This is a genomic window from Nonomuraea phyllanthi, assembly GCF_006334985.2.
In the GTDB taxonomy this organism is placed as follows: Bacteria; Actinomycetota; Actinomycetes; order Streptosporangiales; family Streptosporangiaceae; genus Nonomuraea; species Nonomuraea phyllanthi.
In genome coordinates this window covers 41,652-66,304 of sequence record NZ_VDLX02000016.1, presented here as the reverse complement: position 1 = coordinate 66,304, position 24,653 = coordinate 41,652, and the positions used below count along the sequence as shown (strand labels likewise).

The 24,653-nt window shown below is 70.2% G+C and carries 21 protein-coding genes; 9 read left to right on the top strand and 12 right to left on the bottom strand.

Annotated elements, in window-relative coordinates; all coding sequences use genetic code 11:
- Window positions 1-169: 169 nt before the first annotated feature.
- The 3 genes from FH608_RS35435 to FH608_RS35425 are packed head-to-tail and all read left to right on the top strand — an operon-like array spanning window position 170 to window position 3,436.
- Window positions 170-1,057, top strand: a complete 888-nt coding sequence (locus FH608_RS35435) for a carbohydrate ABC transporter permease (protein ID WP_139634752.1) — start codon at window positions 170-172, stop codon at window positions 1,055-1,057.
- Entirely contained in the window at window positions 1,054-1,881 is an 828-nt protein-coding gene (locus FH608_RS35430; protein ID WP_139634751.1) for a carbohydrate ABC transporter permease, read from the top strand. Before FH608_RS35435 ends, FH608_RS35430 begins: the two co-directional genes overlap by 4 nt.
- Before the next feature lie 22 nt (window positions 1,882-1,903).
- Window positions 1,904-3,436, top strand: a complete 1,533-nt coding sequence (locus FH608_RS35425; RefSeq protein WP_139634750.1) for a hypothetical protein — start codon at window positions 1,904-1,906, stop codon at window positions 3,434-3,436.
- A gap of 35 nt (window positions 3,437-3,471) precedes the next feature.
- Here FH608_RS35425 and hisC read toward each other — a convergent pair whose 3' ends face one another.
- The 6 genes from hisC to FH608_RS35395 all read right to left on the bottom strand — a co-directional run bounded on the left by hisC (window position 3,472) and on the right by FH608_RS35395 (window position 11,296).
- Window positions 3,472-4,530, bottom strand: coding sequence for a histidinol-phosphate transaminase (hisC, locus tag FH608_RS35420; RefSeq protein WP_139634749.1), 1,059 nt, complete (start codon window positions 4,528-4,530; stop codon window positions 3,472-3,474).
- 43 nt (window positions 4,531-4,573) lie between these two features.
- On the bottom strand, window positions 4,574-5,239 hold the full coding sequence (locus FH608_RS35415) for an NUDIX hydrolase (protein ID WP_139634748.1): 666 nt from the start codon (window positions 5,237-5,239) through the stop codon (window positions 4,574-4,576).
- 46 nt (window positions 5,240-5,285) lie between these two features.
- The gene (locus FH608_RS35410) at window positions 5,286-7,076 is read right to left on the bottom strand and encodes a DUF4434 domain-containing protein (protein ID WP_139634747.1); all 1,791 of its coding nucleotides are present in this window, start codon (window positions 7,074-7,076) and stop codon (window positions 5,286-5,288) included.
- Window positions 7,077-7,136: 60 nt separating this feature from the next.
- A complete protein-coding gene (locus tag FH608_RS35405) occupies window positions 7,137-8,225 on the bottom strand; it encodes a glycosyltransferase (RefSeq protein WP_139634746.1) in 1,089 nt (362 codons plus the stop codon).
- 19 nt (window positions 8,226-8,244) lie between these two features.
- On the bottom strand, window positions 8,245-9,492 hold the full coding sequence (locus FH608_RS35400; RefSeq protein ID WP_226900181.1) for a nucleotide sugar dehydrogenase: 1,248 nt from the start codon (window positions 9,490-9,492) through the stop codon (window positions 8,245-8,247).
- A gap of 136 nt (window positions 9,493-9,628) precedes the next feature.
- A complete protein-coding gene (locus tag FH608_RS35395; RefSeq protein ID WP_139634744.1) occupies window positions 9,629-11,296 on the bottom strand; it encodes a glycosyltransferase family 4 protein in 1,668 nt (555 codons plus the stop codon).
- Between the two features lie 56 nt (window positions 11,297-11,352).
- Here FH608_RS35395 and wecB point away from each other — a divergent pair, with 56 nt between their 5' ends.
- Window positions 11,353-12,483 carry a non-hydrolyzing UDP-N-acetylglucosamine 2-epimerase gene (gene wecB, locus FH608_RS35390; protein WP_139634743.1) on the top strand — a complete coding sequence of 377 codons (1,131 nt, stop codon included), beginning with the start codon at window positions 11,353-11,355 and terminating at the stop codon, window positions 12,481-12,483.
- Between the two features lie 54 nt (window positions 12,484-12,537).
- Complete coding sequence (locus FH608_RS35385) at window positions 12,538-14,574, top strand: glycosyltransferase family protein (RefSeq protein WP_139634742.1); 2,037 nt, start codon at window positions 12,538-12,540, stop codon at window positions 14,572-14,574.
- 16 nt (window positions 14,575-14,590) lie between these two features.
- Here FH608_RS35385 and FH608_RS35380 read toward each other — a convergent pair whose 3' ends face one another.
- The 3 genes from FH608_RS35380 to FH608_RS35370 all read right to left on the bottom strand — a co-directional run bounded on the left by FH608_RS35380 (window position 14,591) and on the right by FH608_RS35370 (window position 17,066).
- Complete coding sequence (locus FH608_RS35380) at window positions 14,591-15,244, bottom strand: hypothetical protein (RefSeq protein WP_139634741.1); 654 nt, start codon at window positions 15,242-15,244, stop codon at window positions 14,591-14,593.
- 108 nt (window positions 15,245-15,352) lie between these two features.
- Window positions 15,353-16,852, bottom strand: coding sequence for a flotillin family protein (locus FH608_RS35375; protein ID WP_139634740.1), 1,500 nt, complete (start codon window positions 16,850-16,852; stop codon window positions 15,353-15,355).
- A 13-nt stretch (window positions 16,853-16,865) separates the two neighbouring features.
- The gene (locus tag FH608_RS35370; protein WP_139634739.1) at window positions 16,866-17,066 is read right to left on the bottom strand and encodes a hypothetical protein; all 201 of its coding nucleotides are present in this window, start codon (window positions 17,064-17,066) and stop codon (window positions 16,866-16,868) included.
- 512 nt (window positions 17,067-17,578) lie between these two features.
- Between FH608_RS35370 and FH608_RS35360 the strand changes: the two genes are divergently transcribed.
- Genes FH608_RS35360 through FH608_RS35345 form a run of 4 tightly spaced genes read left to right on the top strand, consistent with a single transcriptional unit; the run spans window position 17,579 to window position 21,038 of the window.
- Window positions 17,579-19,705: a sensor histidine kinase gene (locus FH608_RS35360; protein WP_193318809.1), complete on the top strand. Its 2,127-nt coding sequence runs from the start codon at window positions 17,579-17,581 to the stop codon at window positions 19,703-19,705.
- Window positions 19,706-19,718: 13 nt separating this feature from the next.
- Window positions 19,719-20,126 carry a roadblock/LC7 domain-containing protein gene (locus tag FH608_RS35355; RefSeq protein WP_139634737.1) on the top strand — a complete coding sequence of 136 codons (408 nt, stop codon included), beginning with the start codon at window positions 19,719-19,721 and terminating at the stop codon, window positions 20,124-20,126.
- The gene (locus FH608_RS35350; RefSeq protein WP_139634736.1) at window positions 20,123-20,485 is read left to right on the top strand and encodes a DUF742 domain-containing protein; all 363 of its coding nucleotides are present in this window, start codon (window positions 20,123-20,125) and stop codon (window positions 20,483-20,485) included. Before FH608_RS35355 ends, FH608_RS35350 begins: the two co-directional genes overlap by 4 nt.
- A complete protein-coding gene (locus tag FH608_RS35345) occupies window positions 20,466-21,038 on the top strand; it encodes a GTP-binding protein (RefSeq protein ID WP_139634735.1) in 573 nt (190 codons plus the stop codon). The genes FH608_RS35350 and FH608_RS35345 overlap by 20 nt, the downstream gene beginning before the upstream one ends.
- Before the next feature lie 72 nt (window positions 21,039-21,110).
- Here FH608_RS35345 and FH608_RS35340 read toward each other — a convergent pair whose 3' ends face one another.
- Genes FH608_RS35340 through FH608_RS35330 form a run of 3 tightly spaced genes read right to left on the bottom strand, consistent with a single transcriptional unit; the run spans window position 21,111 to window position 24,591 of the window.
- A complete protein-coding gene (locus tag FH608_RS35340) occupies window positions 21,111-21,488 on the bottom strand; it encodes a DUF742 domain-containing protein (RefSeq protein ID WP_139634734.1) in 378 nt (125 codons plus the stop codon).
- A complete protein-coding gene (locus FH608_RS35335) occupies window positions 21,485-23,821 on the bottom strand; it encodes a sensor histidine kinase (RefSeq protein ID WP_139634733.1) in 2,337 nt (778 codons plus the stop codon). The genes FH608_RS35340 and FH608_RS35335 overlap by 4 nt, the downstream gene beginning before the upstream one ends.
- Window positions 23,822-23,877: 56 nt before the next feature.
- Window positions 23,878-24,591 carry a DUF998 domain-containing protein gene (locus tag FH608_RS35330; protein ID WP_139634732.1) on the bottom strand — a complete coding sequence of 238 codons (714 nt, stop codon included), beginning with the start codon at window positions 24,589-24,591 and terminating at the stop codon, window positions 23,878-23,880.
- Between the last annotated feature and the right edge of the window lie 62 nt (window positions 24,592-24,653).

Below are 24,653 nucleotides of genomic sequence, written 5' to 3'. Positions count from 1 at the left end.
CCTCCTGCGAGATATGGCCGCCTTTAATAGCCACTTTCGGCACCATGTCAGGCTCGCGGGAGGACGTCAAGAGGCGAGGTCTTGACCGTATGGATCAGCCGATTATACGCTTCCCAAAATTCTGGCCAGCCTTTATCAATGCTTAGGACGGCACTAAGGATGTGATGCGATGGCTGCCGGCCGGATCCCCGGACAGCGGTGGTACACGCCCTACCTGTTCGCGATCCCGGCGCTCGTCCTCTTCGGCGTGTTCTTCGCCTGGCCGGCGATCACCGCGATCCAGCTGTCGTTCCTCGAGTACGACGTGGTGTCCCAGCCGGTCTTCGTCGGGCTGGAGAACTTCGTCACGATCGTCGGAGACGGCCGGTTCTGGACCGCGCTGCTCAACTCGCTGCTGTTCCTGGTGGGCATGTTCCCGCTGCTGGTGGTCATACCGCTGCTGCTGGCCGTCCTGGTCAACCAGAAGCTCCCGGGCATCAGGACGTTCCGGATGCTCTACTACCTGCCGGTCGTGACCTCGATGGTCGCCGTCGGCGTCGCCTGGGAGTACGTCTTCCACCAGCAGGGCGTGCTCAACTGGCTGCTCACCGGGGCGGGCATCCTCGACCGGCCCATCCAGTACCTCCTCGACCCCTTCTGGGCGCTGCCCGCGCTCGTGCTGGTCGAGGGCTGGAAGAGCATGGGCTTCTACATGATGATCTATCTGGCCGGGCTGCAGACCATTCCGGCCAACCTGTACGAGGCCGCGCGGGTCGACGGCGCGGGCGCCTGGCACCGGCTGCGCCACATCACGGTGCCGCTGATGGTGCCGTACATCGCGGTCGCGGTGACGGTGGAGATGCTCGACGCCATGCAGGCCTTCACCTCCATCTACGTGATGACCAAGGGCGGCCCGCAGGACGCCACCCTCACGCTCGGCTACTACATCTGGTCGGCGGCGTTCGAGCACTACGAGATGGGCTACGCCAGCGCGATGGGGCTGGTGCTCTGGGTGCTGATGATCGCCATGGCCATCCTCAACTACCGGCTCACCCGCGGACGGACGGTCATGCCATGAGCCTGCCCATGAAGCTCCGGCGCGCGGGCATGTACATCCTGCTGACGGCGATCGCCCTGGTCTTCGTCGGCCCGTTCCTGATCCTGCTCTCCGCGGGGCTGAAGCCCGCCGGCCAGGCGGTCTTCTCCTTCCCGCCCGACATCATCCCCCGGCCGCCCGTGCTCGACTGGGCGATCGAGGCGTGGACCGCCATCCCCTTCCCGACCTACCTGCTCAACTCGGTGATCTACGTCGGCGTGACGGTGCCGCTCTACATCATCGTCTCCGCGCTGTGCGCCTACCCGCTCGCCCTGATGAGCTTCCGGGGCAGGAACCTCATCTTCTTCGCCATCCTGTCCACGATGTTCCTGCCGGGCGAGGTCATGCTCATCCCCAGGTTCCTCGTGGTCTCCCAGCTCGGGATGGCCGACACCTTCGCCGGCGTGATCCTGCCAGGGGTGCTCTCCGCCTTCGGGATCTTCCTGCTCCGGCAGACGTTCGCGGGCGTGCCCCGCGAGGTCGTGGACGCCGCCCGCACCGACGGCTGCCACGAGCTGCGGATCTTCTGGCACGTCATGCTCCCCGCCGCCAGGCCCACCCTGGCGATCCTCGGGATCTTCGGCTTCATCTCGGTCTGGAACAGCTTCATCTGGCCGCTCGTGGTGCTGAAGGACTCCGCCAAGTATCCGGTCGCGCTGGGGATCGCCTACCTCGCCGGGATCACCGGCACGGACGTCCGCAGCCTGGCCGCCGGGACGATCATCTCGATCATCCCGGTCGTCGTCATTTTCATGATCATGCAACGGCACATACTCGAAGGCATGCGCGGCGCGGTCAAGGGCTGACGCCGCCGGAGGTGATGCATCGATGTTGACACGCAGGCAGTTCGGTCTCGGCGCGCTCGCCGTAGGGGCGCTCGGCTCCGTCCAGACGGGCACCGCCCGCGCCTCGGCGGGCTACGACTACACCTCACGGGAGACGTTCGACCTCTTCGAGCGGAACTTCCACGACAGCGGCGCCACGGGGCAGCCGACCGACACCAACGAGCACGGCGGCCTTGCCTGGGGACAGTCCTACGTGCTGGCCGGCTTCGTCCGCATGTACGAGGCCTACCGCGACACCCACTACCTGGACCGGCTCGTCACCAACATCGACCTCGTGCTGGGGAACCGCGACTCCGAGCGGGGCGTGGCCGACTACCGCGGGGAGTCGCTGCCCGCGTGGCGGGCGATGCACCCCTACACCGTCGGCTCGGCCGCGCTGAAGGACGCGTCGGGCCGGCCCGTGCTGGAGGTGCGCAGCTCCACGTCCTACGCCGACCTGATCACGGCCACCGTGCTGGCGGGCAGCGCCGGGGACCGCTTCACGTTAGAGGTGAAGAGCAGCAGGAACGGCGCCGTCGCCACCTTCCCCGACCTGTCGATGGACCCGGACTCGCCCGACTACGCCGTACGGAAGATCCTCGACGCCTACCCGACGCCCAACCAGGTCACCGCGCGGGACCTGGACCCGTCGGGCACCTCCCTGCCCGCCCAGGGCGCGACCCCGCTCGTCTCCCAGCCCGTGATCTTCGCCGTGCACACCGGCATGATCACCTACCCGATCGCGTCGTTCGCCCGGATCGTGCTGCGCACGCCGAAGCTCCGCGCCGACCGCCGCTACCGGGCCAAGGCCGTCGAATACCTCGCCGCCGCCAAGGCCGCGGCCGCCGTGCACGACCGCGAATGGCGGCAGACCGACGACGGCGGCGGGCACCTCGCCTGGGTCAAGGGCACCCCGCTCGGCTACGACGGCACCGAGATGCCCACCAACCAGTTCCTCGCGCTCGGCCTCACCTACGCCGAGATCGCCGCCGCCACCGGCGACCCCGCGTACGCCGACCGGGCCCGGCGGATGGCCCGCACCTTCGAACGCGAGCTCAAAACCGACGAGGACGACGCCTACACCTGGTCCTACTGGCCGTCGTTCGGCCTGACCTACCGGGGCTTCTCCGCCGCCGACGGCGTCTCGGAGTTCACCCCGTCCGGCGGGGGCGCCAGGCAGATCGAGGACCTCAGCCACGGCGCGATCGACGCGGAGTTCGCCGCCCTCGCCTTCCGCCACGGGCTCGGCTTCCGCGGCGCCGACATGGCGAGGTTCGCCAGGACGTACAGCAGGAACATGGCCACCACCGACCCCGACGGCGTGCCCACCACGTTCGTGCGCGTCGACGGCACCGGCGGCCTGGCCACCTCGGGCCAGTACCTCCAGGCGCCGCGCTGGATGGCCGTGGCCCAGTGGGACCGCGTGGTGTTCGACCACTCCAGGTCGATCTACGAGGCCCGCGCGCTCGTGCCCAGCCAGGGCTCGCACATCGCCGGCGTGGCCTACCTCAACTGGCAGGCCCGCCGGCAGGACTGACGCTTCCCGACGAAGGCGGCGCTAAAGGGGAGGCGCTACTTGGCGAAGGAGGCCGCGGCGGCGAGGAAGGCGTCGTTGGCCTCCGGGTCGCCGATCGAGATCCGGGCGCCCTCCCCCGCGAACGGCCGCACCGCCACGCCTTCCACCGCGCAGGCGGCGGCGAAGTCGAGGGTGCGCTCGCCGAGCCGCAGCCAGACGAAGTTGGCTTCGGTGGGCGGCACCGTCCAGCCCTGGGAGACGAGCGCCTCGCGGACGCGCGTGCGCTCCTTGACCACCCGGTCGACCCGCTCCAGCAGCTCGTCCTCGGCCGCGAGGGAGGCGATGGCCGCCACCTGCGCGAGGTGGTTGACCGCGAACGGGATGGTCGTCTTGCGGACGGCCGTGGCCACCGGCTCGTGCCCGATGACGTAGCCGACCCGCAGCCCCGCCAGCCCGTACGCCTTGGAGAACGTGCGCAGCACGCACACGTTGGGCCGGTCACGGTAGAGGGTGAGGCCGTCGGGGACCTCGTCGTCGCGCACGTATTCGTGGTAGGCCTCGTCCAGGACCACCAGCACGTGCTCGGGCACCCGGTCGAGGAACGCCTCCAGCTCCCGGCGGCGGACGGTGGTGCCGGTCGGGTTGTTGGGGTTGCACACGAACACCATGCGGGTGCTGTCGTTGATCGCCTCGGCCATGGCGTCGAGGTCGTGGCGCTCGTCGTCGAGCGGCACCCTGACGGAGGTCACCCCCGCCAGGTCGGCCAGCAGCGGGTAGGCCTCGAACGAGCGCCAGGCGTACACGACCTCGACCCCGGGCTCGCCGACCGTCTCGAACAGCTGCTGCGCCACCGTGACGGACCCCGCGCCGAGCGCGACGTGGCTCGCCGGCACGCCGAAGCGCTCGGCGACGGCCTCGGTCAGCGCGACGGCGCCGGGGTCGGGGTAGCGGTTGACCTGCCGCGCCCCCTCGGCGATGGCCTCGACCACGGACGGCAGCGGGTCGTACGGGGACTCGTTGGACGACAGTTTGTACGACCGCCCGTCGGGCGCCGCTACGGCCTTGCCCGGCTTGTAGGCGGCCATGGTGTCGAGGATGTGGCGGAAACGAGGCATGGCCCAACTTTATGAGCCCCGGCCCGCGCGGGCACCACCCAGGTCACACCTTGAGCGAGCGGAGCATCGGCGGGTGGAGCAGCTCGGCGGGGCCGCGGCGGTAGAGCTTGGCGGGACGGCCGCCGTCGCGGGTCGTCGTGGCGCCCGTCTCCACCAGGAAGCCCTCCGCCTTGGTGACCTTCCGGTGGAAGTTGCGGGGGTCGAGCCGGCGGCCCCAGACGATCTCGTAGACGCGGCGCAGATCGGCCACCGTGAACTCCGGCGGGCAGAAGGCGGCCCCCAGCGAGGTGTACTCCAGCTTGCCCCGCGCCCGCTCGATGCCGTCCTGCATGATGCGGCGGTGGTCGAAGGCCATGACCGTGAGGGAGTCGACCGGCTGCCAGCTCATGTGGGCCTTCTCCGAGGCCGGCAGGTCGGGCGCGATGCCGAGGTAGGCGACGCTCAGGACGCGCTGGCGCGGGTCGCGGTCGGGGTAGCCGTACGTCTGGAGCTGCTCCAGGTGCACCGGCGCGCCCGGGAGGCCCGCGCGCTCGGCGAGGACGCGCTGGGCGGCGGCCGGGAGGTCCTCGTCGAGCTGGATGAACCCCCCGGAAAGGGACCAGCGGCGCAGGAACGGCGGGTTGTCGCGGCGCCACACCAGGGCACTCAGAGCCTGGTTTCTGACGGTCAGCACCACCAGGTCGACGCTGACCGGGACGCTGGGGACCATGCAGGCACGTTACACGCTGTCGTAGGCGGGGAGCGAACCGTGCACCTCACATGAGGATGCGCACGTGCAGGGGCTCCGTCGCCGCCTCGCCGGTCGCCCCCTTGACGGTGATCCGCACCCACTCACCGGCGGGCACCTGCGTCCAGTCGAACGGCACCCACGCCGCCATCATCCCCTCGGGCAGGTCGCCGGGCGGGGCCGGGTCCAGCCAGCCCACCGCCGCGACCACCTGGTCGTTGGTGCCCCCCGACCAGGTGATGGTCACGGTGCTGCCCGTGAGGTTGTACCCGCGGACCTCCACCCCGTCCTGGACGTCGCGGGGCCGCCTGATGGCGTCGACCGCGATCGGGCGCCGCCAGTCGGCGGTGATCTCCTCTTCGAGCGAGGGCTGCCCGCAGGTCATGAAGTCGCTCCACATGTAGGACACGACCTTCTGCACGTAACGCCCGGCCATGGTGACGGCCTGGTCCAGCCGCTCCTTGTCGGTCTTGCCCCGGGTGCCCTGCGGGGCGCACGGCTCCTCACCCGACGGCTCGAACGCCTCCACGTTCGCCCACAGGTCCACCTGGTAGCCGGCGTCCACCATCTCCTGGCGGGCCGTGGCCATCTCCCGGTAGTAGTCGCGGGTCGAGCCGTGGTACGCCGTCCCGTACGTCGATTCGCCCACCACCGGCCGCAGCCGCGGGTCCACCTCGTCGTCGCGCTCGTCCGGCCAGAACAGCCCCACCTTGCCGGTGCCCCGGCTGTCCTGCGGCGCGATGATGCCGACCCCCGTCTTGGCCAGCGCCTCGAACGCCTCGGCCACCTGCCGGGGCGTCTGCCCGAACGCCTTGCGCTTGCGCGCGTCCAGGTAGGGGCTGATCAGGATGGGCTTGCCGGGCAGCTCCTGGTCGACGATCGTGTGCTGGTCGGCGTACACCTCCAGCGTCGGGTTCCTGGACAGCGAGGCGGACATCTGCACCTCGAACGGCTGGTAGACGCCTCCCAGCGACGCCCGGTCGGCGAAGCGCACGCCGTAGTCCTGCAGGATGCGCCGGGTGAGCGTGGTCAGCGCGCCCAGATGCTTCTTGTACGCCCTGGTCGGCGTCTTGGGGTCGCGGGGCGCCAGCGGGAGCGCGGGGAAGATCCGCATGCCGAACTGGTCGCCCAGCCGCAGCAGCTCACTCAGGCTGTCCGTCTCGGCCCCGGCCACCAGGATCATGTCGTACGCCTGGGGCTTGCTGGAGAAGTCGCACGTGGCGTCGTCGGAGCCGTCCACCTGGGTGATGAGCCGGAAGTAGACCCGCTTGCCCACCTTGATGGCGTGCTCCACCTCGGGACAGCGGAACAGCTTGGGGCCGAACGACTCGTCCGTGCGGTAGACGTACGTGCGGCCGACCCGGTTGCGCGGGTTGAGCTCGCGCAGGTCGCGCTCGGCCGCGTCGTGGCAGCTCAGCCCGTCCTCCACGCACCCCTTGTAGAGGGAGTCCAGCTCGCCGTCCCTGGTCAGCACCTCGCCCGAGTCGGAGACGGTGCGGAACTGCAGGCCGTACCCGATCCTGATGATCGTGTCGCCGCCGACGTCGTGGATCTCCTTGAGCTGCTTGCGCCACGTGCAGGGGTTCGACTTGGGGGTGATCCAGTAGCCGGTGACGGCGTACGGGGCCACTTCCTTCGTCTCGAACGTTCCACAGGGGTCGGTGAACTTGGAGACGTTAGGCGTCGGCTCGGTCTCCGACGGCGTGGGCGTCGCGGAAGCCGCCGTGGGCGGGTCGTCCGAGGAGGACGGCAGGATGATGATCACGGTGGCGACCACGGCCAGCACGGCCAGGCCGGCGACCACTAAGAGCCAACGCACGTTTCCGAATCGCTCCTCGACGAGGTTGTCGCTTGGCCCCGGTCGTCGCTAGACCCCGGGTCATCGCTTGACGCCGGCCCAGGACTCCAGCTGGGCGACGAAGCGTTTGGCCGAGTTGGGCCAGTGGTGGTTGGCGCGGGCGGCCGCGTAGCCGCGCGCGCCCTGCGCCCGCCGCTCCCGCACGTCGTCACGGAGCGTCAGCACCGCCTGAGCCACCGCCTTGGGGTCCTCCCAGGGCACCACGACCCCGCTGTCGTAACGCTCCACCAGTTCGACGGCGCGCGGTGACGGGGTGGTGATGACGGGGATGCCGTGCGCCATGTACTCCACGATCTTGGTCGGCATGGAGTGACGGTAGTTGGGCTCGTCGTGCAGCAGCGACAGCCCGGCCAGCGCCCCGTCGAGCCGCTTGAGCGCCTCGTCGTTGGGCATGAAGTCGCGCCACTCCAGCAGGCCCTCGGTGACGGCCTGGTTGAGCACGGGACGGCTCTGCGGATCGGCGTAGCCGATCAGCTCCACGGCCACGCGGTACGGCTGCAGCAGCTTCGCCACCTCGACGGCCTCCAGCACACCCCGCGCCCTGGACAGCCAGCCGAGGTAGACCACGCGGTCGTCGCCGGGAGGCGTCACGGAGTCGGGCACCCACGTCTCGTTGGGCACGATCAGGTGGGCGTGCTTGAACCGGCCGGCGTACGCGGTCTCGGCCAGTAACAGGTGCATGTGGCGCTCGGCGGTGCCCTCCAGCATGCGGGCCAGGAACCGCACGGGAGGCCGCAGCGGCGCGGGCAGCCACGGCTTGAGCGAGAGCGTCGCGGGGGTGTCCTCGTGGACGTCCCACACCACGGGCGGCCTGTTGCGCACGCCCCAGACGGCGAACAGCAGCTCGGGGTCGTGGATCAGGACGAGGTCGACCTTGTCGCGCATGCGCCTGAACAGCCGGCGGGCGGCCAGCACGCCCGCCATGCGCCTGCGCTGCGAGGCGCGGGGCAGATCGACGCCGTTTACCCAGGGTCGCGGGACGACTCCGTGCGCGGTGAACGAGGCGGCGTACGTGACCTCATGACCGGCATCCACGAGGGCACGGATCTGCCTGTGCAGGATCCGGGCGTCCTCGGGGTTATGCACCACCGTCATGACGAGCACGTGCACTGCGCGCAGCCCTCCGTCGCTAGAGCCGCTCGACCCGTTCACCCTCGGTGAGCACACCGCGGGTGTCCAGCACGAGCCGGGCCTTCGCCTCCACCATGTCGAGGTCGAACGCGGCGTGCTGCTGCAACAGCAGCGTCACGTCCGCGTCGATCACGGCCTTGGCGAGATCCTCCTCACGCGGCACCGGGGTGCCGTCCACAGACCACTCCTTGACGTACGGGTCCGCGAACGAGAGCTCGGCGCCCAGTTCCAGCAGCGCACGCGCCACCGGGAGGGCCGGAGTCTCGCGCTCGTCGGCGATGTCCGGTTTGTAAGTGACGCCGAGCATAACCACTCTGGCGCCGTTAACGGCCTTCTTGTGTCTGTTCAGCAGGCGCTGGACGCGGGCCACCACGTACGACGGCATCCGCTCGTTGATCTCCTGCGCCAGCTCCACGAACCTGAACGGGTAGCCGAGCTTGCGCACCGTGTACGACAGGTACGACGGGTCGACGGGGATGCAGTGCCCGCCGACGCCCGGACCGGGCAGGAACTTGTGGAAGCCGAACGGCTTGGTCCCCGCGGCCTCGATGGCCTCCCACAGGTCGATGCCGAGCTCGTCACAGAAGATCGCCATCTCGTTGACGAGGGCGATGTTGACGTGCCGGTAGGTGTTCTCCAGCAGCTTGGCCATCTCGGCCTCGCGGGTGCCGCTGACCGGCACCACCTGCTCGATGAACTGCTTGTAGAACGCCGTGGCCCGATTGCGGCAGGGCGTCGTGTAGCCGCCCACGACCTTGGGGGTGTTGCGCAGGCCGAACTTGGGGTTGCCCGGGTCGATGCGCTCGGGCGAGAAGGCGAGGTGGAAGTCCTCGCCCGCGACCAGCCCCGAGGTCTCCAGCAGCGGCCTGGCCACCTCGTCGGTGGTGCCCGGCCACGTGGTGGACTCGAGCACGACGAGCGTGCCCTTGCTCAGGTTGCGCGCGACGGCCTTGGTGGCGCCCTCCACGGCGGACAGGTCCGGGCGGTGGTCCTCGTCCAGCGGGGTGGGCACGCAGATGACGATCGTGTTGCTCCTGGCCAGCACTGTCTCGTCGAGCGTGGCGCGGAACCCGTTGGCCAGCATGTGCTCGAGGTCGGCGTCGGTCAGGTCATCGATGTACGACTGCCCGGCGTTGAGCGCGTCGACCTTGGCGGGGTCGACGTCCACGCCGACGACACGCAGGCCCGAGGCCACCGCCTCCTTGGCGAGCGGCATGCCCACGTAGCCCAGACCGATGACAGCCAAGTCGATTTCTGTCACAGCAGTGCCTTTGAGAGCCGGAAACAACACTTCATGGTCGCAAAGGTTATCTCAAGTCCACCTAGCTCACGTCTAATGCGACCGAACCCGTCAGAAGTGGCAGGCATGCCGAAGGTCAACATTAGGCAAGAGACCGGTATAGAGCTTGATATGTCTCGGCAACGCGGCTCCAAGTGCGCTTCGCCGCCACTTCAGCACGTCCCGCCTCACCCATCTCGGCCCGCCGCGACGGGTCCTCCCGGAGGCCGGCGATCGCCTTGGCGAGCGCGGCCGGATCGCCCGGCGGAACGAGCATCCCGGCCCCGTCGGAGCCGACAAGCTCGGACAACGCGGGCAGGTCGCTGAGCACGACCGGCTTGCCGAGCGCCATCGCCTCGACGGGTTTCAATGGCGTAACAAGTCGGCACACCCGGAGGTCCTCGCGCGGGCAGGCGAAGATGTCGATGGCGTCCTGCGCCTGCAGCGCCTCGTCCGGGCCCACCCGGCCGGGCAGGATCGCGTCCTTCAGGCCCAGCTCGTCGACCAGCGCCAGCAGGTTCTCGCGCTCGGCGCCGTCGCCCACGATGAGCACCCGCACCGGCGTGCCGTCGTCACGCAGCAGCGCGGCGGCCCGCAGCAGGGTGGCGAAGCCCTCGTAGGCCACGATGCTGGACACCGAGCCGACGACGATCTCGCCGGGCTCGATGCCGTACGCGCTCCTGAAGGAGGCGCCGTCGTAGTGGGCGCTCAGCAGCGTGTCGTCCACCGCGTTGGGCGCCAGGTGGATGCGCTCGCGCGGCACGCCCCGCTCGACGATCTCCGTGGCCATCGTCTCGGCCAGCGTGACCACCGCGTCGGCCTCGCGCATGAGGAACGCCTCGCGCTCGCGCTGGAGCACGTGCCGCTGGCTGCCCACGCGGATCGGGTCGCGCGAGGCCCAGGTCTCCTCCAGGAAGCCGCGCACCTCGTAGACGAACGGCGTGCCCGTCCTGTCGCGCACGGCGTGCGCCACGGAGCCGTTGCGGTGGTCGGTGGCGGCGTGCAGGACCTGCGGCCGGAGCCGGGCGACGAGATCGGTGACGGCGTCGGCGCCCTTGATCATGCGCCCGCGCATCTCGAACGGCATCTCGCCGTGCCCGTCGGGCAGCAGCCGGTGGTAGGGGATGCCGTCGATCTCCTCGAACGGCGGCGCGTCCGCGTGGCCCTGCAGCATCGGCCAGCCCCAGCTGGTGACCACGTGCGGGTCGAGGCCCGCGGCCTTCTGCGAGGTGACGATGCGGTGGGTGCGCACGGTGTAGCCGGCCTGCGTGTACGGCAGCGCGTTCGTGACGAGGTGTAACACCCGCCCCTCGACCCGGTCGGTGACCGCCACCTTCGGACCAGGGGGGATCGGGTCAGGGCTGATCGCGGCCAGCTCGCCCCGGTAGTAGGCGGCCCTGCGCTTGACGAACGGGTACTTGGCGTGGGCGTCCAGCACCTCGGCGGCCTGGGCGACCCGGCCGGCATCCCAGTGCTCCTTGGCCTCGTTCCACGGCCCCTTGATCACGCGCATGCCGAACCTGCGCACCATGCGCCGGGCCCGCCGCGCGGCCGGCCAGGCGACGCTGCCCACGACCGGGCGCAGCCGGGGAGGGAGGGCGTCGGCGGCGGCCTGCGCCACCCGGACGGGGTCGGACTTGACCTTCGTCGCGACGACACGGGAAACGATGATCGGGTGCTGGACGAAACCCTTGAGAAGTCCACTGACGCCGGCTCTGGCGGACTTCGCGGAAACCTTGGAGGAGTCTTGACGACTGGCGTCGGATGCCACGCGGTGACCGTACCATAGGCAACGTTTTTCCCCTTCCGCTATGAAAGGCGAGGTCAATGAGGGAGAACCCCCTGGTCCTGCACGTATTGGGTGCTCGTCCCAATTTCGTGAAAGCGGCTCCGGTGGTGCGGGCACTCGGCGAGCTCGGCGTGCGGCAGGGCATCATTCACACTGGTCAGCACTATGACGCGCTGATGTCCGACGTGTTCTTCGCCGACCTCGGCCTGCCGGAGCCGGTGGCGAACCTGGGGGTCGGCTCGGGCACGCACGCGAAGCAGACCGCGGCGCTGCTCGTCGGCCTGGAGGAGGTCATCCAGGAGCAGGACCCCGACCTGGTCGTGGTCTACGGCGACGTGAACTCGACGCTGGCCGCGATCCTCGTCTGCGCCAAGCTGGGCGTCAGGACGGCGCACGTGGAGGCGGGGCTGCGCTCCTTCGACCGGGGCATGCCGGAGGAGGTCAACCGGGTCGTCACCGACGCGCTGGCCGACGTGCTCTTCGCCACCTCCCCCGAGGCGCTCGCCTACCTGGCGAACGAGGGCGTGCCCGCGTCCAAGGTGCACCTGGTGGGCAACCCCATGATCGACAGCCTCTACTCCGCGCTGCCGAAGCTGGACCCGGCGCCCGTGGTGGAGCGGCTGGGCCTGCCGGACCGCTACGCCGTGGCCACCCTGCACAGGCCCGCCAACGTGGACACGCCGGAGGCCGCCAGGGAGCTCGTGGACGCCGTGCTGGAGGTCTCGCGGCGGATCCCGATCGTGGTGCCGATCCACCCCCGCGGCAAGGCGCGCCTGGCCGCGGCGGGGCTGGTCGACGGCGACTCGATCCGGGTGGTCGACCCGCTCGGCTATGTGGACTTCCTCTCACTCGTACGGGGTGCCGCGCTCGTCGTCACGGACTCCGGCGGCGTCCAGGAGGAGACGACCGTGCTGGGCGTTCCCTGCCTGACCGTGCGGCCCAACACCGAGCGGCCGATCACGATCACGCACGGCACGAACCGGCTGGTCACGCCCGCCCTCCTGCCCGCCGCCGCGGAGAAGGCGCTGTCCGACGGCGCCGCCACGCCGGCCGGGGAGCTGCCCGTGCTCTGGGACGGCCAGGCCGGGCCGCGGATCGCGAGGGTGATCTCCGCCTGGCTGAAGGGTGACAACCTCGCCCCTGCATCTCAGGGCAAACGCCACGAATAGCGGCTCTATCCGCCGTACCATGACATACCTCCGCTAAGCGATAGGCGTACCACCATGGCCGAAATCCCCGACGAGCCCACGTACCAGCGGCTCGGCCCTGTCAACTGGCTGCCCGAGGACCGCAAGCAGGTCGAGCGATACGAGGCCGAGGTCAGGGAGTTGCGGCGGCGGCTGGAGATCGCCGAGGCCAAGGCCGCGTACGCGACGTGGAAGCTGGAGGCCACGCAGGCCAAGCGCACGTTCAAACTGGGCGAGGCCCTGGGCTCGAAGAGCCCGGGGAAGATCGTCGAGGCGGTCAGGTCGAGGGAGAAGGCGCCCAAGCCGCCCACTCCCGTCACCGAGGCCATCGAGACGGCCAACCACCGGCCCCCGCTGGTCGAGGTGCCGGCGGTGAAGTGGCCGACCGGGCCGGTGAACCGGCCCGACCTGAAGGTGGCGGTGATCCTGGACGACTTCTCCAGGATGGCCTTCAAATACGAGTGGGACCAGATCGAGTTCGGACTCAAGGACTGGCCGGAGGTCTTCGCCGAGAAGCGGCCCGATCTGCTGTTCTGCGAATCGGCCTGGCACGGGAACCAGGGCCGCTGGCGCTACCAGATGACCGGCACCAACGCGCCGAAGGAGCCGCTGCGCGACCTGGTCGCCTGGTTCCGCCAGGAGGGCATTCCGACGGTCTTCTGGAACAAGGAGGACCCGCCGAACTTCGACTTCTTCATCGACACGGCCAAGCTGTTCGATTACGTGTTCACGTGCGACGGCGACATGCTCCCCAAATATCGCGAAATATTGGGACATGATCGGGTCGATGTGCTGCAGTTCGCCGCCCAGCCCCGCGTGCACAACCCGATCCAGCAGCGCCAGGGCCGCCTGCACGACGTCGTCTTCGCCGGGATGTACTTCCGCGACAAGCACCCCGAGCGCCGCGAGCAGATGGAGACCGTGCTCGACCCCGTCAGGGAGCTCGGGCTGCACATCTTCGCGCGCAACGGCGAGGTGGACGAGAAGTACGCCTGGCCCGAGAAGTACGGGCCGCACATCGTGGGCGAGCTCCCCTACGACCAGATGCTGGCCGCGTACCGGATGTACAAGGTCTTCCTCAACGTCAACTCGGTGCTCGACTCGCCCACCATGTGCGCCCGCCGGGTCTTCGAGCTGTCCGCCTGCGCCACCCCCGTCGTGTCCGGGTGGTCGCGCGCCATCGAGGAGACGTTCGGCGAGCTCGTGCCCATCGCGCGGGAGCCGATCGAGTCGTACAACCAGGTGCTGCACCTGATCAACAGCCCCGAGCTGCGCGCCAGGATGGGCCACCTGGCGATGCGCGAGGTCTTCGACAAGCACCTGTTCTCGCACCGGGTGGACCAGATCCTGCAGGACCTCGGACACCAGGTGACGCCGAGGAGCCGGTCGATCTCCGTGGTGCTGCCCACCAACCGCGCCTCGCAGATCGAGCACGCCATCTCCTCCGTGGCCCGCCAGCTGCACCGGCCGCTCCAGCTCGTCATGGTCCTGCACGGGCTGGACATCGACCCGGTCGTGGTCGCCGACAAGGCCCGCATGGCGGGCATCACGGACGTCGTGGTCCTGCCGGCCGACGCCTCGCTCTCGCTCGGCGCGTGCATGAACCTGGGCATCTCCGCCGCCGAGGGCGAGCTGATCGCCAAGATGGACGACGACAACCTGTACGGCGAGCACTACCTGTCCGACCTGGTGCGCGCGTTCGACTACTCGGACGCGGAGCTGGTCGGCAAGGGGGCGCATTACGCGTACTTCGAGGGCATCAACACGACCATGCTGCGCCTGCCGGGCCTGGAGCACCGCTACTCGTTCCTGGTGCAGGGCGGGACGTTCCTCGGCAAGGCCGACATGTTCCGCTCCTACCGGTTCGCCGACATCACCCGTGGCGAGGACACCCAGCTGGTACGGCGGCTGAAGGAGGACTCCGTCAAGATCTACTCGGCGGACCGGTTCAACTTCGTCTATTGGCGCAGCGCCGACAGCTCGATGCACACCTGGCAGGCGGACCACATCAAGCTGACCCGCAACGCCCAGTTCGCCTTCGTCGGCCGCCCCGACGCCCACGTCCTCATCTGACGGCCCGCCGCGGGGGTCACCGGGCGGCGCGTGCCAGGTTCTGGTCGGCCAGCCGCGCGAGCTCGTACAGACCCTCCGGCTTGACCCGCCGCCCGACCACCAGCATGCTCATGATCATCGTGCCGCGCCTGATCATGACCGAGCCGATCTGGGCGTTCTTCTGGTTGCCCGCCGCCGTCGTGAGGTAGGCGCGCGACTGGTCGCCCCTGGCCGGCATGGCGAGGGTGCGGGTCTTGTAGCTGACCTGCGTGCCCTCGACGGTCGCGGTGTAGGAGGCGCACTGCTTGGACAGCGGCTCGGGGAAGGCGGCGTTCGGCATCGACACGACCGCCTGCGTGATGGAGCCGCGGTCGGCGGCGAAGGCGATCACCGCGGCGGGCGCCTGGGCGACCTCGGGCTTGGCCGCGTCGAGCTGGGCGGCCCCCGCGCACTCGGGCCGCTGCAGCTTGGCCTTGCGCACCGCCGCGAGGCCCTGCTGGGTGGACTTGAGCGAGCCGAAGGCACCCAGCTCGGGCCCGTACGCGACGTGCATGCCCTTGGGGACCGGCAGCAGAGCGGCGCGGAGCTTGGCGGTGTCGGCGGACGTCAGTGTCCCCGGCGACGGCGACACCGCCGCCGCGGCGGGCGTCTGGCCGGTGTCGCCGGTGGAACATCCGGCTATCGCCACCATACTCAGGAATATGCCGGAAACAGGCTTCAGCATGGGCTCTCCAATTCGCTCTGGCGCCATTCAACAAAACGCTAGAGGAATTGAAGAGCGAGGAGGCGCGTAACGTCGCTATTCGCGGGATTCAGTGGTTTTACGAATGATTTCCTTTTCGGTGTTCTTCGGCGTTTCACCGTTGGGCGTCCCGCCGTTGAGCAGGGCCCTGGCCAGGTTCAATCCCGTGCCGCCGAGCGTGAGCGCCTTGGCGAGCATTTCCTCGACGCCTTGCGCGCCGTTCAGCACGACCATGTGATCGACGTTCCCGAACGCCTTCGCGCCCGCCTCCACGACCTCCGGCCAGCGCTCGGCGAGTTGCTGCGCGATGACCGCTTCCTGGTTGTCCTTCAGCGCCTCGGCGCGCGCCCTGATCGCCTGGGCCTCCGCCAGGCCCTTGGCCCGGGACGCCTCCGCCTCGGCCAGGCCCAGCGCCTTGGCGGCCTCCGCCTGGGCGAGGCCGCGCGCCTGGGCGGCCTGGGCCTCGGCCTCACCGGTGACCTTCGTGGCGGCGCCGGCGGCCTCGCCGCGCAGCCGTACCGACTCGGCCTCGGCGGCGGCGGTCTGCTTCACCTGGGAGGCCCGCGCGGCGGCGCGCAGCTCGGTCTCCCTCGCCTCGGCCTCCGCCTGCGCGATGCGGGCGTCCCGCTCGGCCTGGGAGAGCGTGACGGTCTCGTACGCCTTGGCGTCGGCGGGCTTGCGCACCTGCGACTGGAGCCGCTGCTCGGCGAGCTGGGCCTCCAGCTCGGCGGCCCTGGTCTCCTGGACCACCACCTCCTGGCGCGCGGTCGCCTCCGACAGCGGCCCCGCCTGCCGGGAGGTGGCCTGCGCCTGGTCGATCTCGGCCTGGTAGGAGGCTTCCTTGATGCGGGCGTCGCGGCGGGCGGCGGCCATGTTGGCGGAGGCGATCTGCTCGGCCTCGGTGGCCTCCTGGTCGCGCTGGGCCTGGGCGATGCGCGCCGTGGCGGCGATCTTGGCGGCGTGCGGCTTGCCGAGGTTGACGATGTAGCCGGTCTCGTCGTCGATCTCCTGGATCTGCAGCGAGTCCACGATCAGGCCCAGCTTGCTCATCTCGTCGGCGGCCGAGGCCCTGGTCTCGCTCGTCAGGCGCTCGCGGTTGAGAATGAGGTCCTCGATGGTGAGGTTGCCGATGATCGAGCGCAGGTGCCCGGTGAACAGCTCGTGGATAGCGCTGGTCATGAAGTCCTGCTGGTCGAGGAAGCGGCGGGCGGCGTTGGCGATGGAGGACAGGTCGTCGCCGACCTTGTAGATCACCACACCTCGGATCTGCACGGGGATGCCCTGCTGGGTGACGCAGGAGACCTGGAGGTTGGCGGCCCTGGTGTCGAGCCGCAGCCGCCGGGCGGTCTGGAAGCCCGGCAGCACGGCCGTGCCCTTGCCCGTGACGATCTTGAAGCCCAGGCTGTCGAGGCTTTCACCGCGGCGGCGGGCGGCCAGCCCCGAGATGATCAGTGCTTCGTTGGGTTCGGCGACCCGCCACACGATCTTGAACAGCAGGATGATGACGATGAGCGCGAGAACGACGCCCGCGGCGGCGATGTAGAGCTCGGGGGACATAGGAGGGACTCCCTCAGACGAGTGCTCTGACCACGTAGACCGTGCGCGGGGGGAAGTACTCGACGACGACCACGATCGAGCCGATGCCGAACTCCTCGTCGGGCACGCTGGGATGCGCGTAGAACGCCTCCACCCCGCCCCGCACCGGGATCATGACCTCGCCGACGAGCCCCGGGCCGATCTTCCCCGTCACCCTGCCCTGCTTGCCGACCACCGGACTCCCCCCGCTCGCGATAGTCCGGACGGTACTCCAAAGGGGACATTCGCCGTAATAGCCCGCACGTCGCTTTCCCAAGCCCCGCGCGGCTTCCCGGCCCGCGGCGCCTACGCGGGTCTTGACGTCTCAGAGGCCCTGTGAGGCCGCTTGCCGGCGGTGGCCGCGCCCCGAATCGCGGGGCCGTGCGGCGGGCGCTCAGCGGGCCGCAGGCGCGGCGGCACGGGCCTTCGCGGCGGGCGGCGGTCCCTCCGGCGCCGGCGACCCGTCCGGCGACCCTGCGCGACGGGTCGGGGACGCCCCGCAGACGCGCTGGTCGTGCCGCCCGGGGCACCTCGGGCCCCAATAATCCCCGTAATGAACGCCTTCCCCCACTGCGCCGGGGGCATAAACGGTGCTAGTCTCCTGTGCGATCTTCCGGAGGTGTATTTACACAAGGTGTGGAAATGCCCCCGACTCGAGGTTGGGACATGGGCTCGCGAAACCGGTCAATTCGGTTCAAGATCTTTTTATTGCTGCTGCTACCCCTCCTGTCTCTGAGCGCGCTCTGGGGTTTCGTCCTCAACCTCACCATGGGCGACGCCCAGTCACTGCTCCGAGCGAACACGCTCTACCGGACTCTCGGCGTCACCTCCACCGACCTGGGATTACAGCTCCAGGCCGAGCGGGTGCGCTCCGCGGAGACGCTCACTACGCGTAAGCTCACCGCCGTGCTCAGCGCCCAGCGCGCCCGCACCGACAGGTCGGTGACCGACTTCAAGCTGGCGGTCATGGAGGCCGGCGGCGCGGTGAGCGACGACCTGCGCGGCTCGATCGACGCCCTTGACATCGAGCTCGGCCGGCTCGGCCCCATCAGGGCCGGCATCGACGGCGGCCTCGGCTCGCGCCTGGAGGGCCTCAACGAGTACAACAAGCTCCTGGACGCCATCTTCTCCCTCTACGACCATCTGGTCTCCGTCTCCGACCTGACCCTGTTCCAGCAGGCGTCCTCGCTCCAGGCGATGGGCATGGCCAGGGAGTACGTCGCCAGGGAGCACGCGCTCATCATCGGGGCGATGGCCGACCACCGGCTCACCGGGCCGGAGGCGACCGCCTTCACCGAGTACGCGGCCTCCAGGAAGTTCCTGCACGCGCGCGGCCTGGCCGGGCTCGACGTCAGGCTGCGCAAGCCGTACGAGGAGGTCTTCGCCTCCGAGCCGTACCTGACCTTCGCCACCATGGAGGCGCGGATGGTCAGGACCGGCGCCCCGCCGATCGCGCCCGACAGCTGGAACCGGGCCGTCGACGGGCTCACCGCCCGGCTCGACCGGCTCGGCACCACCTCGACGGAGGTCCTGGCCTCGCGCGTCTCCGAGGCCGCCACCACCACCGTCGTCAAGATCTCCATCGCGGGCGGCCTCGGCTTGATCGCCGTCCTCGCGTCGATCATCATCTCGGTACGCTTCGGTCGTCGCCTGGCCGGAGAGCTGGCCGGGCTGCGCACCGCCGCGGTCGAGCTGTCGCGCACGCGACTGCCCGACATCGTCGAGCGGCTGCGCAGGGGTGAGGACGTCGACGTGAAGAAGGAGGCCAAGTCGATCAAGGTGCACGGTTCTGCCGAGATCACCGACGTGGCCAGGGCCTTCCGCTCCGTGCAGCGCACCGCCGTGACGGCGGCGGTCGCCCAGGCCACCCTGCGGCACGGGGTCGGCCAGGTCTTCCTCAACCTCGCCCGGCGCAAGCAGGGCCTGCTGCACCGCCAGCTCGCGCTGCTGGACGACATGCAGCGCCGCACGCACGACCCCGACCGGCTGGAGGAGCTCTTCCGCCTCGACCACCTGACCACCCGCATGCGCCGGCACGCCGAGAGCCTGATGATCCTCTCCAGAGCGGCTCCCGGGCGGGCCTGGCGCAAGCCGGTGCCCGTGATCGACATCGTCCGGGCCGCCATCGCGGAGATCGAGGACTACACCCGGGTGGACGTCGCCACCATGCCGGCCGGCGCGATCGACGGGACGGCCGCCGCCGACCTCACCCACCTGGTGGCCGAGCTGGTCGAGAACGCCACCATCTACTCGCCGCCCGACACCACGGTCCAGGTGCGCGGCGACCTGGTGAGCAACGGATACGTCATCGAGGTCGAGGACAGAGGGCTCGGGCTGTCGGCCGTCGAGTACAACGAGTTCAACGCGCTGCTGTCCGCGCCGCCGGAGTTCGACCTGGCCGACAGCGACAGGCTCGGCCTGTTCGTGGTGGCGAGGCTCGCCGAGCGGTACGGGATCAAGGTGCTGCTGCGGCGCTCGCCCTTCGGCGGGACGACCGCCATCGTGCTCGTGCCGCGCTCGCTGGTGGCCGAGGAGTCCGCGCAGGGAGACGGCGAGGGCAGGGCCGAACTGCCGAGCCGTACCCGCAAGAAGGCGCTGGCGGTGGTCAGCTCGGGCACCCACGCCGGGCTGCCCAGGCGTGTCCGGCAGGCCAGCCTGGCGCCGCAGCTCAAGGAGCCGGACGGAACCCCGGCGCAGAAGCAGGGGCAGGAGCCGGAGCCGCGCGAGCAGGAGCCGCCGCCCGAACGCTCTCCCGACGAGGTCAGGGACCTGTTCTCCGCGCTCCAGCGGGGAACCCAACGCGCCCGAGAAGAAGCCTCTGAGGAGGGGCCATGAGTAAGGGGGATGCATGACTGCGCCGACCACCAACACCGGCGAGCTGAACTGGCTGCTCGACGACCTGACCACCAGGGTCGCCGCCGTGCGCCAGGCGGTCATCCTGTCGACCGACGGCCTGGCGGTGGGCTACTCCAAGGCGCTGTCCAGGGAGGACGCCGAGCACCTGTCGGCGGTGGCTGCCGGGTTCCAGAGCCTGGCCCGCGGCACCGGGCGCCACTTCGGCGGCGGCGACGTGCGCCAGACCATCGTGGAGATGGAGTCGGCGTTCCTGTTCGTCACCGCCGCCGGACAGGGCACGTGCCTGGCCGTGATCGCCGACGCGAACGTGGACGTCGGCCACATCGCCTACGAGATGGCGATGCTGGTCAAGCGGGTGGGCCAGCACATCACCACCAATCCGCGCGCCGGGGCGTCATGAGCGATAGCCCCCGGTGGTTCGATGAGGACGCGGGGCCCGTGGTCCGGCCCTATGCTCTCATCCGCGGCCGTACGCGTTCCTCAGGGGACACGTTCGACCTCGTGGCATCCGTGCGCGCCATCGGCGAGTCGCCGGGCGAGCTCGGTCCCGAGCAACAGCTCATCCTGCGGGCGGCGCGAAGCCCGATCTCGGTGGCCGACCTGGCCGTCGAGCTCGACCTGCCCGTCGGCGTCGTCCGGGTGCTGCTGGGCGACCTGCGTGATCAAGGCCTCATCTCGGTGACGTCTCCCTCAGCCGGAGGGGCGCGGTCGAATGAGCGCATTCTCAAGGAAGTGATCAATGGACTCCGTGCTCTCTGAGGACCCCGTCGCGCTGAAGATTCTCATCGCAGGGGGGTTCGGCGTCGGCAAGACCACCCTCGTCGGGTCGGTCAGCGAGATCAAGCCGCTGCGCACGGAGGAGGTGCTCTCGGACCGCGGGATCGGGATCGACGACCTCGACGGCGTGGAGGCCAAGAACACCACGACCGTGGCGATGGACTTCGGCCGCATCACGATCCGCGACGGGCTGGTGGTGTACCTGTTCGGGACGCCCGGCCAGGAGCGGTTCTGGTTCATGTGGGACGAGCTGTCCTACGGCGCGCTGGGCGCCGTCGTGATCGCGGACACGCGCCGGCTGACCGACTGCTTCCCGTCCGTCGACTACTTCGAGCAGCGCGGCACGCCGTTCGTGGTGGCCGTCAACTGCTTCGACGGGGCGGCCCGGCACAGCGTGGACGACGTGCGCATCGCGCTCGACCTGGACGACGACGTCCCGGTCATGCTGTGCGACGTGCGGCGCCGCGCGTCCGCCAAGGAAGTCATGATCGCCCTGGTGGAGCACTCCCTGCGCACGCTGACCTCGGCGAACTGACGGGCCTCGGCGCGCCGGTCTCCGCCGTCCCGGCTCCGTGTGACAGGCTCCGTGTGACCGGCTCCGGGCGGTTCAGAGCGCCCTCAGGCCGTTGATCACCTCTTGGAGCAGGCTCTCCGTGGCCGTGACGGCCTTGTCGCGCGGCGGCCGCACCGTCACCAGGCCGTGCTCCAGCAGGTCCCCCAGCAGCACCCGCACGACCCCCACCGGCAGCCCCAGGTCCGAGGAGATCTCCACGACGGGCCTGGTCTGGCCGGACACGGCGGTCAGCAGCCGCCGGTGCTGACCGCTGAGCTCCGCCTTGGCCGGGACGGGCAGCCCCGTCGAGGCTACGGTCGCCAGCAGGTCGAGAGCGGAGGAGGAGGCGGGCTTGGTGCGCCCGCGGGCGACCGCGTACGGCCGCACCACCGGCCCCGCCTCCTCGTCGACCCACTCGTGCTCGCGGCTCACGACTGAGATCCCCCATCCTGCTCGCTGTCCTGCCGTCCGCGCTGCCAGCCCGACTGGAGCGAGGTGAGCAGCGCCCTGGCCTCCTCAGGCGAACGCTCCGGGACCGGCGGGCGTTCCTCGGACGCCTCCGGCGTCGGGGCCGGGAGCGGCGCCTGCTTGAGCCGCTGCGGCCTGCCGGGCTGCCGTTCGCGCTGGGGCAGCCCCGAAGGGTCCGGATGCCCTGTGGCCCCCGCGAAACCCGTACGCTCCGGCAGGCCGGCCTCCTTCTGCCGTCGGCGCCGGGGCAGTTCCGAAAGGTCCGGTTCCGGAGGTTGTTGCGGTTGCTGGGGCACGATGCCGGCCACCTGGCCGCCGCCGCGCTTGCTCGTACGGACCCGGCGCGGCAGCTCCCCCGGACCGGTGGGCTCGGAGCGCACCACCGACACCGACACCGACTCGAACTCCAGCGGCTGCACCGGGGTCGCCATGGGCTCGACCAGCGTGCCGGGCACGAGCACGATGGCGGTGGTCCCCCCGTACGGCGAGGGCTTGAGCGTCACCTTGATGCCGTGCCTGGACGCGAGCATGCCGACCACCGCGAAACCCAGCCGCTCGGTCTGCGACGGGTCGAACTCCGGCGGGCTGGCCAGCCGCGCGTTGATGGCCCTGCGGGTGGCCTGGTCCATGCCGAGCCCGCGGTCCTCGATCTCGACGGCGAAGCCCCTGCCGACCATCTCGCCGCGCACGGAGACCTCGTTGGTCGGCGAGGAGAAGGCGGTGGCGTTCTCGATCAGCTCGGCGAACAGGTGCATGAGGTCGGCCACCGCGGCACCCGAGACGCCGCACTCGGACATCGGGTAGACGCGGACCCGGGTGTACTCCTCGACCTGCGCCGCCGCGCCGCTCAGCACGTCCTCGATGGGGATGACGCCGCGCCAGCGCCGGCCCGCGCTACCGCCCGAGAGCAGCACGAGGCCCTCGGCGTGGCGGCGCATGCGCGTGGTCAGGTGGTCGAGCCTGAACAGGCCCTCCAGCGCCTCCGGGTCCTCCGTCTGGCGCTGCATCTCGTCGAGCATCTTGAGCTGGCGCTGGAGCAGCGACTGGCTGCGCCTGGCGAGGTTGCGCAGCGCCTCGGACACGCCCTCGCGGAGCCTCGCCTGCTCGACGGCGGCGTCCACGGCCGTGCTCTGCACGCTGTCGAACGCCTGGGCCAGGTCCTTGACCTCGCTGGTCGCGTTCTTGGCCACCGTGATGGGCGGCGCCTCGGCCGCGATGTCGACGCTCTCGCCCTTGCGCAGCTTCGTCACCACGTCCGGCAGCCTGATCTCGGCCAGGTCCAGCGCGGTACGGCGCAGCGCCCCCATCTCACGGGTGAGCCGGCGGCCGACCCTGATGGAGATGAAGACGGAGAAGACCACGGCGATCAGGCCGAGCACGCCCGCGGCGATCGCGCGCACCAGGATGCCCACGCCCGCGGGCTCCATCCTGGCCAGCAGCTTGTCACCGGTGCGCCAGACGGCCTCACGGAACTCGTTCTGCACCTGCTCGCCCACGCCCCGCCAGAGCTCGATGTCGATCGGCTCGCCGGAGATGTAGCTCTCCAGCAGGTTCTCCATCGTGACGTAGCGGGGGGAGTAGTACAGCTTCTCGAACGGGGCGCGCAGCTCGGTGTCGAGGTTGGCCAGGGCCTTCGGGAACAGGTACGTCCTGGTGCTGTCGAGGCCGGACAGCAGGTGGATGTCGTGCATGTTGACGCGGCCGTTCGCGGCCACGATCATCGCGTGCTCCCTGCTCAGGAGCTCGCGCACCTCGTCGGCGGCGATCAGGCCCTGCGCCTGGAGCGCCAGCTCCAGGTCGGTGCTGACCGTCATCCGAGAGTAGAGCAGGTGGACCTCGTCGGAGATCTTCGCGTACTCGGTGACCAGGGTGCTCGGGGTGAGCCGGCGGTCGTCGACCTTGCGCCGGATGTCCGGGATCCGGTCGATCGCCTCGAACACGGTCTGCAGCTGGGTCTTCATGTCCTGCGACAGCGCCGACTGCGTGTCCTCGGACATCGCCTTGGCGCGCAGGTTCTTCCGGCTGTCGTCCACCTTGGCGCGTGCCTTGGTCAGCGCGTCGGGGTCGGTGACCGCGCCCGCCAGCAGCTCGGCGGAGGCGAGCCGCTCGGCCTGGAGGTTGGAGGTCAGGCCGTCGGCGTTGTTGATGACGCCAGTCCAGATCGTCTCGACGTCCAGGAGGCGGCGCGCCTCCCCCAACGTGGTGCTCGCCGCGAAGCCCCAGAGCGCGATCAGGGAGATCAAGGGGATGACGAGCAGCGTCGAGATCTTGAATCTGATGGATCTGCCCGATGCCATGACACCCGCTCCCGGATAGAAGATCGCGGGAGAGAATAGCACCGAAACTCATGGTTTTAAGATCGACTCGCGATAAATCTGTGATATGTCAGGAAATTCCGCCCTCGTGTGACGGCACGGGCGCCGCTGACCCGGCCCGCCACCCGCACCGCCGCGGCCCCCCAGACCAGCCAGGCCAGCCACCCGGCCAGCACCGCCAGCAGCGCCACCTCGGCCCCCAGCAGCAGCCGCTCGACGAGCCCGATCATCACCCGGTCCCCCGGCAGGGCCACGTAGGTGATCGCCAGCAGCCCGAACCCCCCGGCCAGAGCCACCCACTCCACCACCCGCGCCACGGGCTTCCAGCGCCCGTCCGCACCCAGCCGCGACACCAGCAGCGCCCCGGCGGCCGGCAGGCTCACGAACGCCGCCACCGACACGTACCGGTGCACCTGGGCCGCCGCGTCGAGATCCGCCCCGATGGGCGTGGTCGGGATCGCCGCCGCCACCACCAGCGCCCCCGACCACACCCCGAGCAGCCACGCCGGCACCCCCCGCACCGGCGCGCCCGCGGCCCGCAGCCCCGCCAGCAGCGCCACCGACCCGATCCCCAGCACCGCCATCGCGACCTCCGTGACGCCCCCGCGGTCGGCCACGGCGTACTCGCTGATGGTGATGGCGAGCGGGTCGAGGTGGGGGTCGGGGTCGAACTGCCCGACCACCACGGCGACCACCGAGAACAGGATGGAGGCGCACGCGATCAACGGGTAGAGCCTCTGCGCTGCGGTCATGCCTCCACTTTCCCCGTCCGCCGCCCCTCCCCACATCCGGGACCGCCCCTGGCCCGACCCCT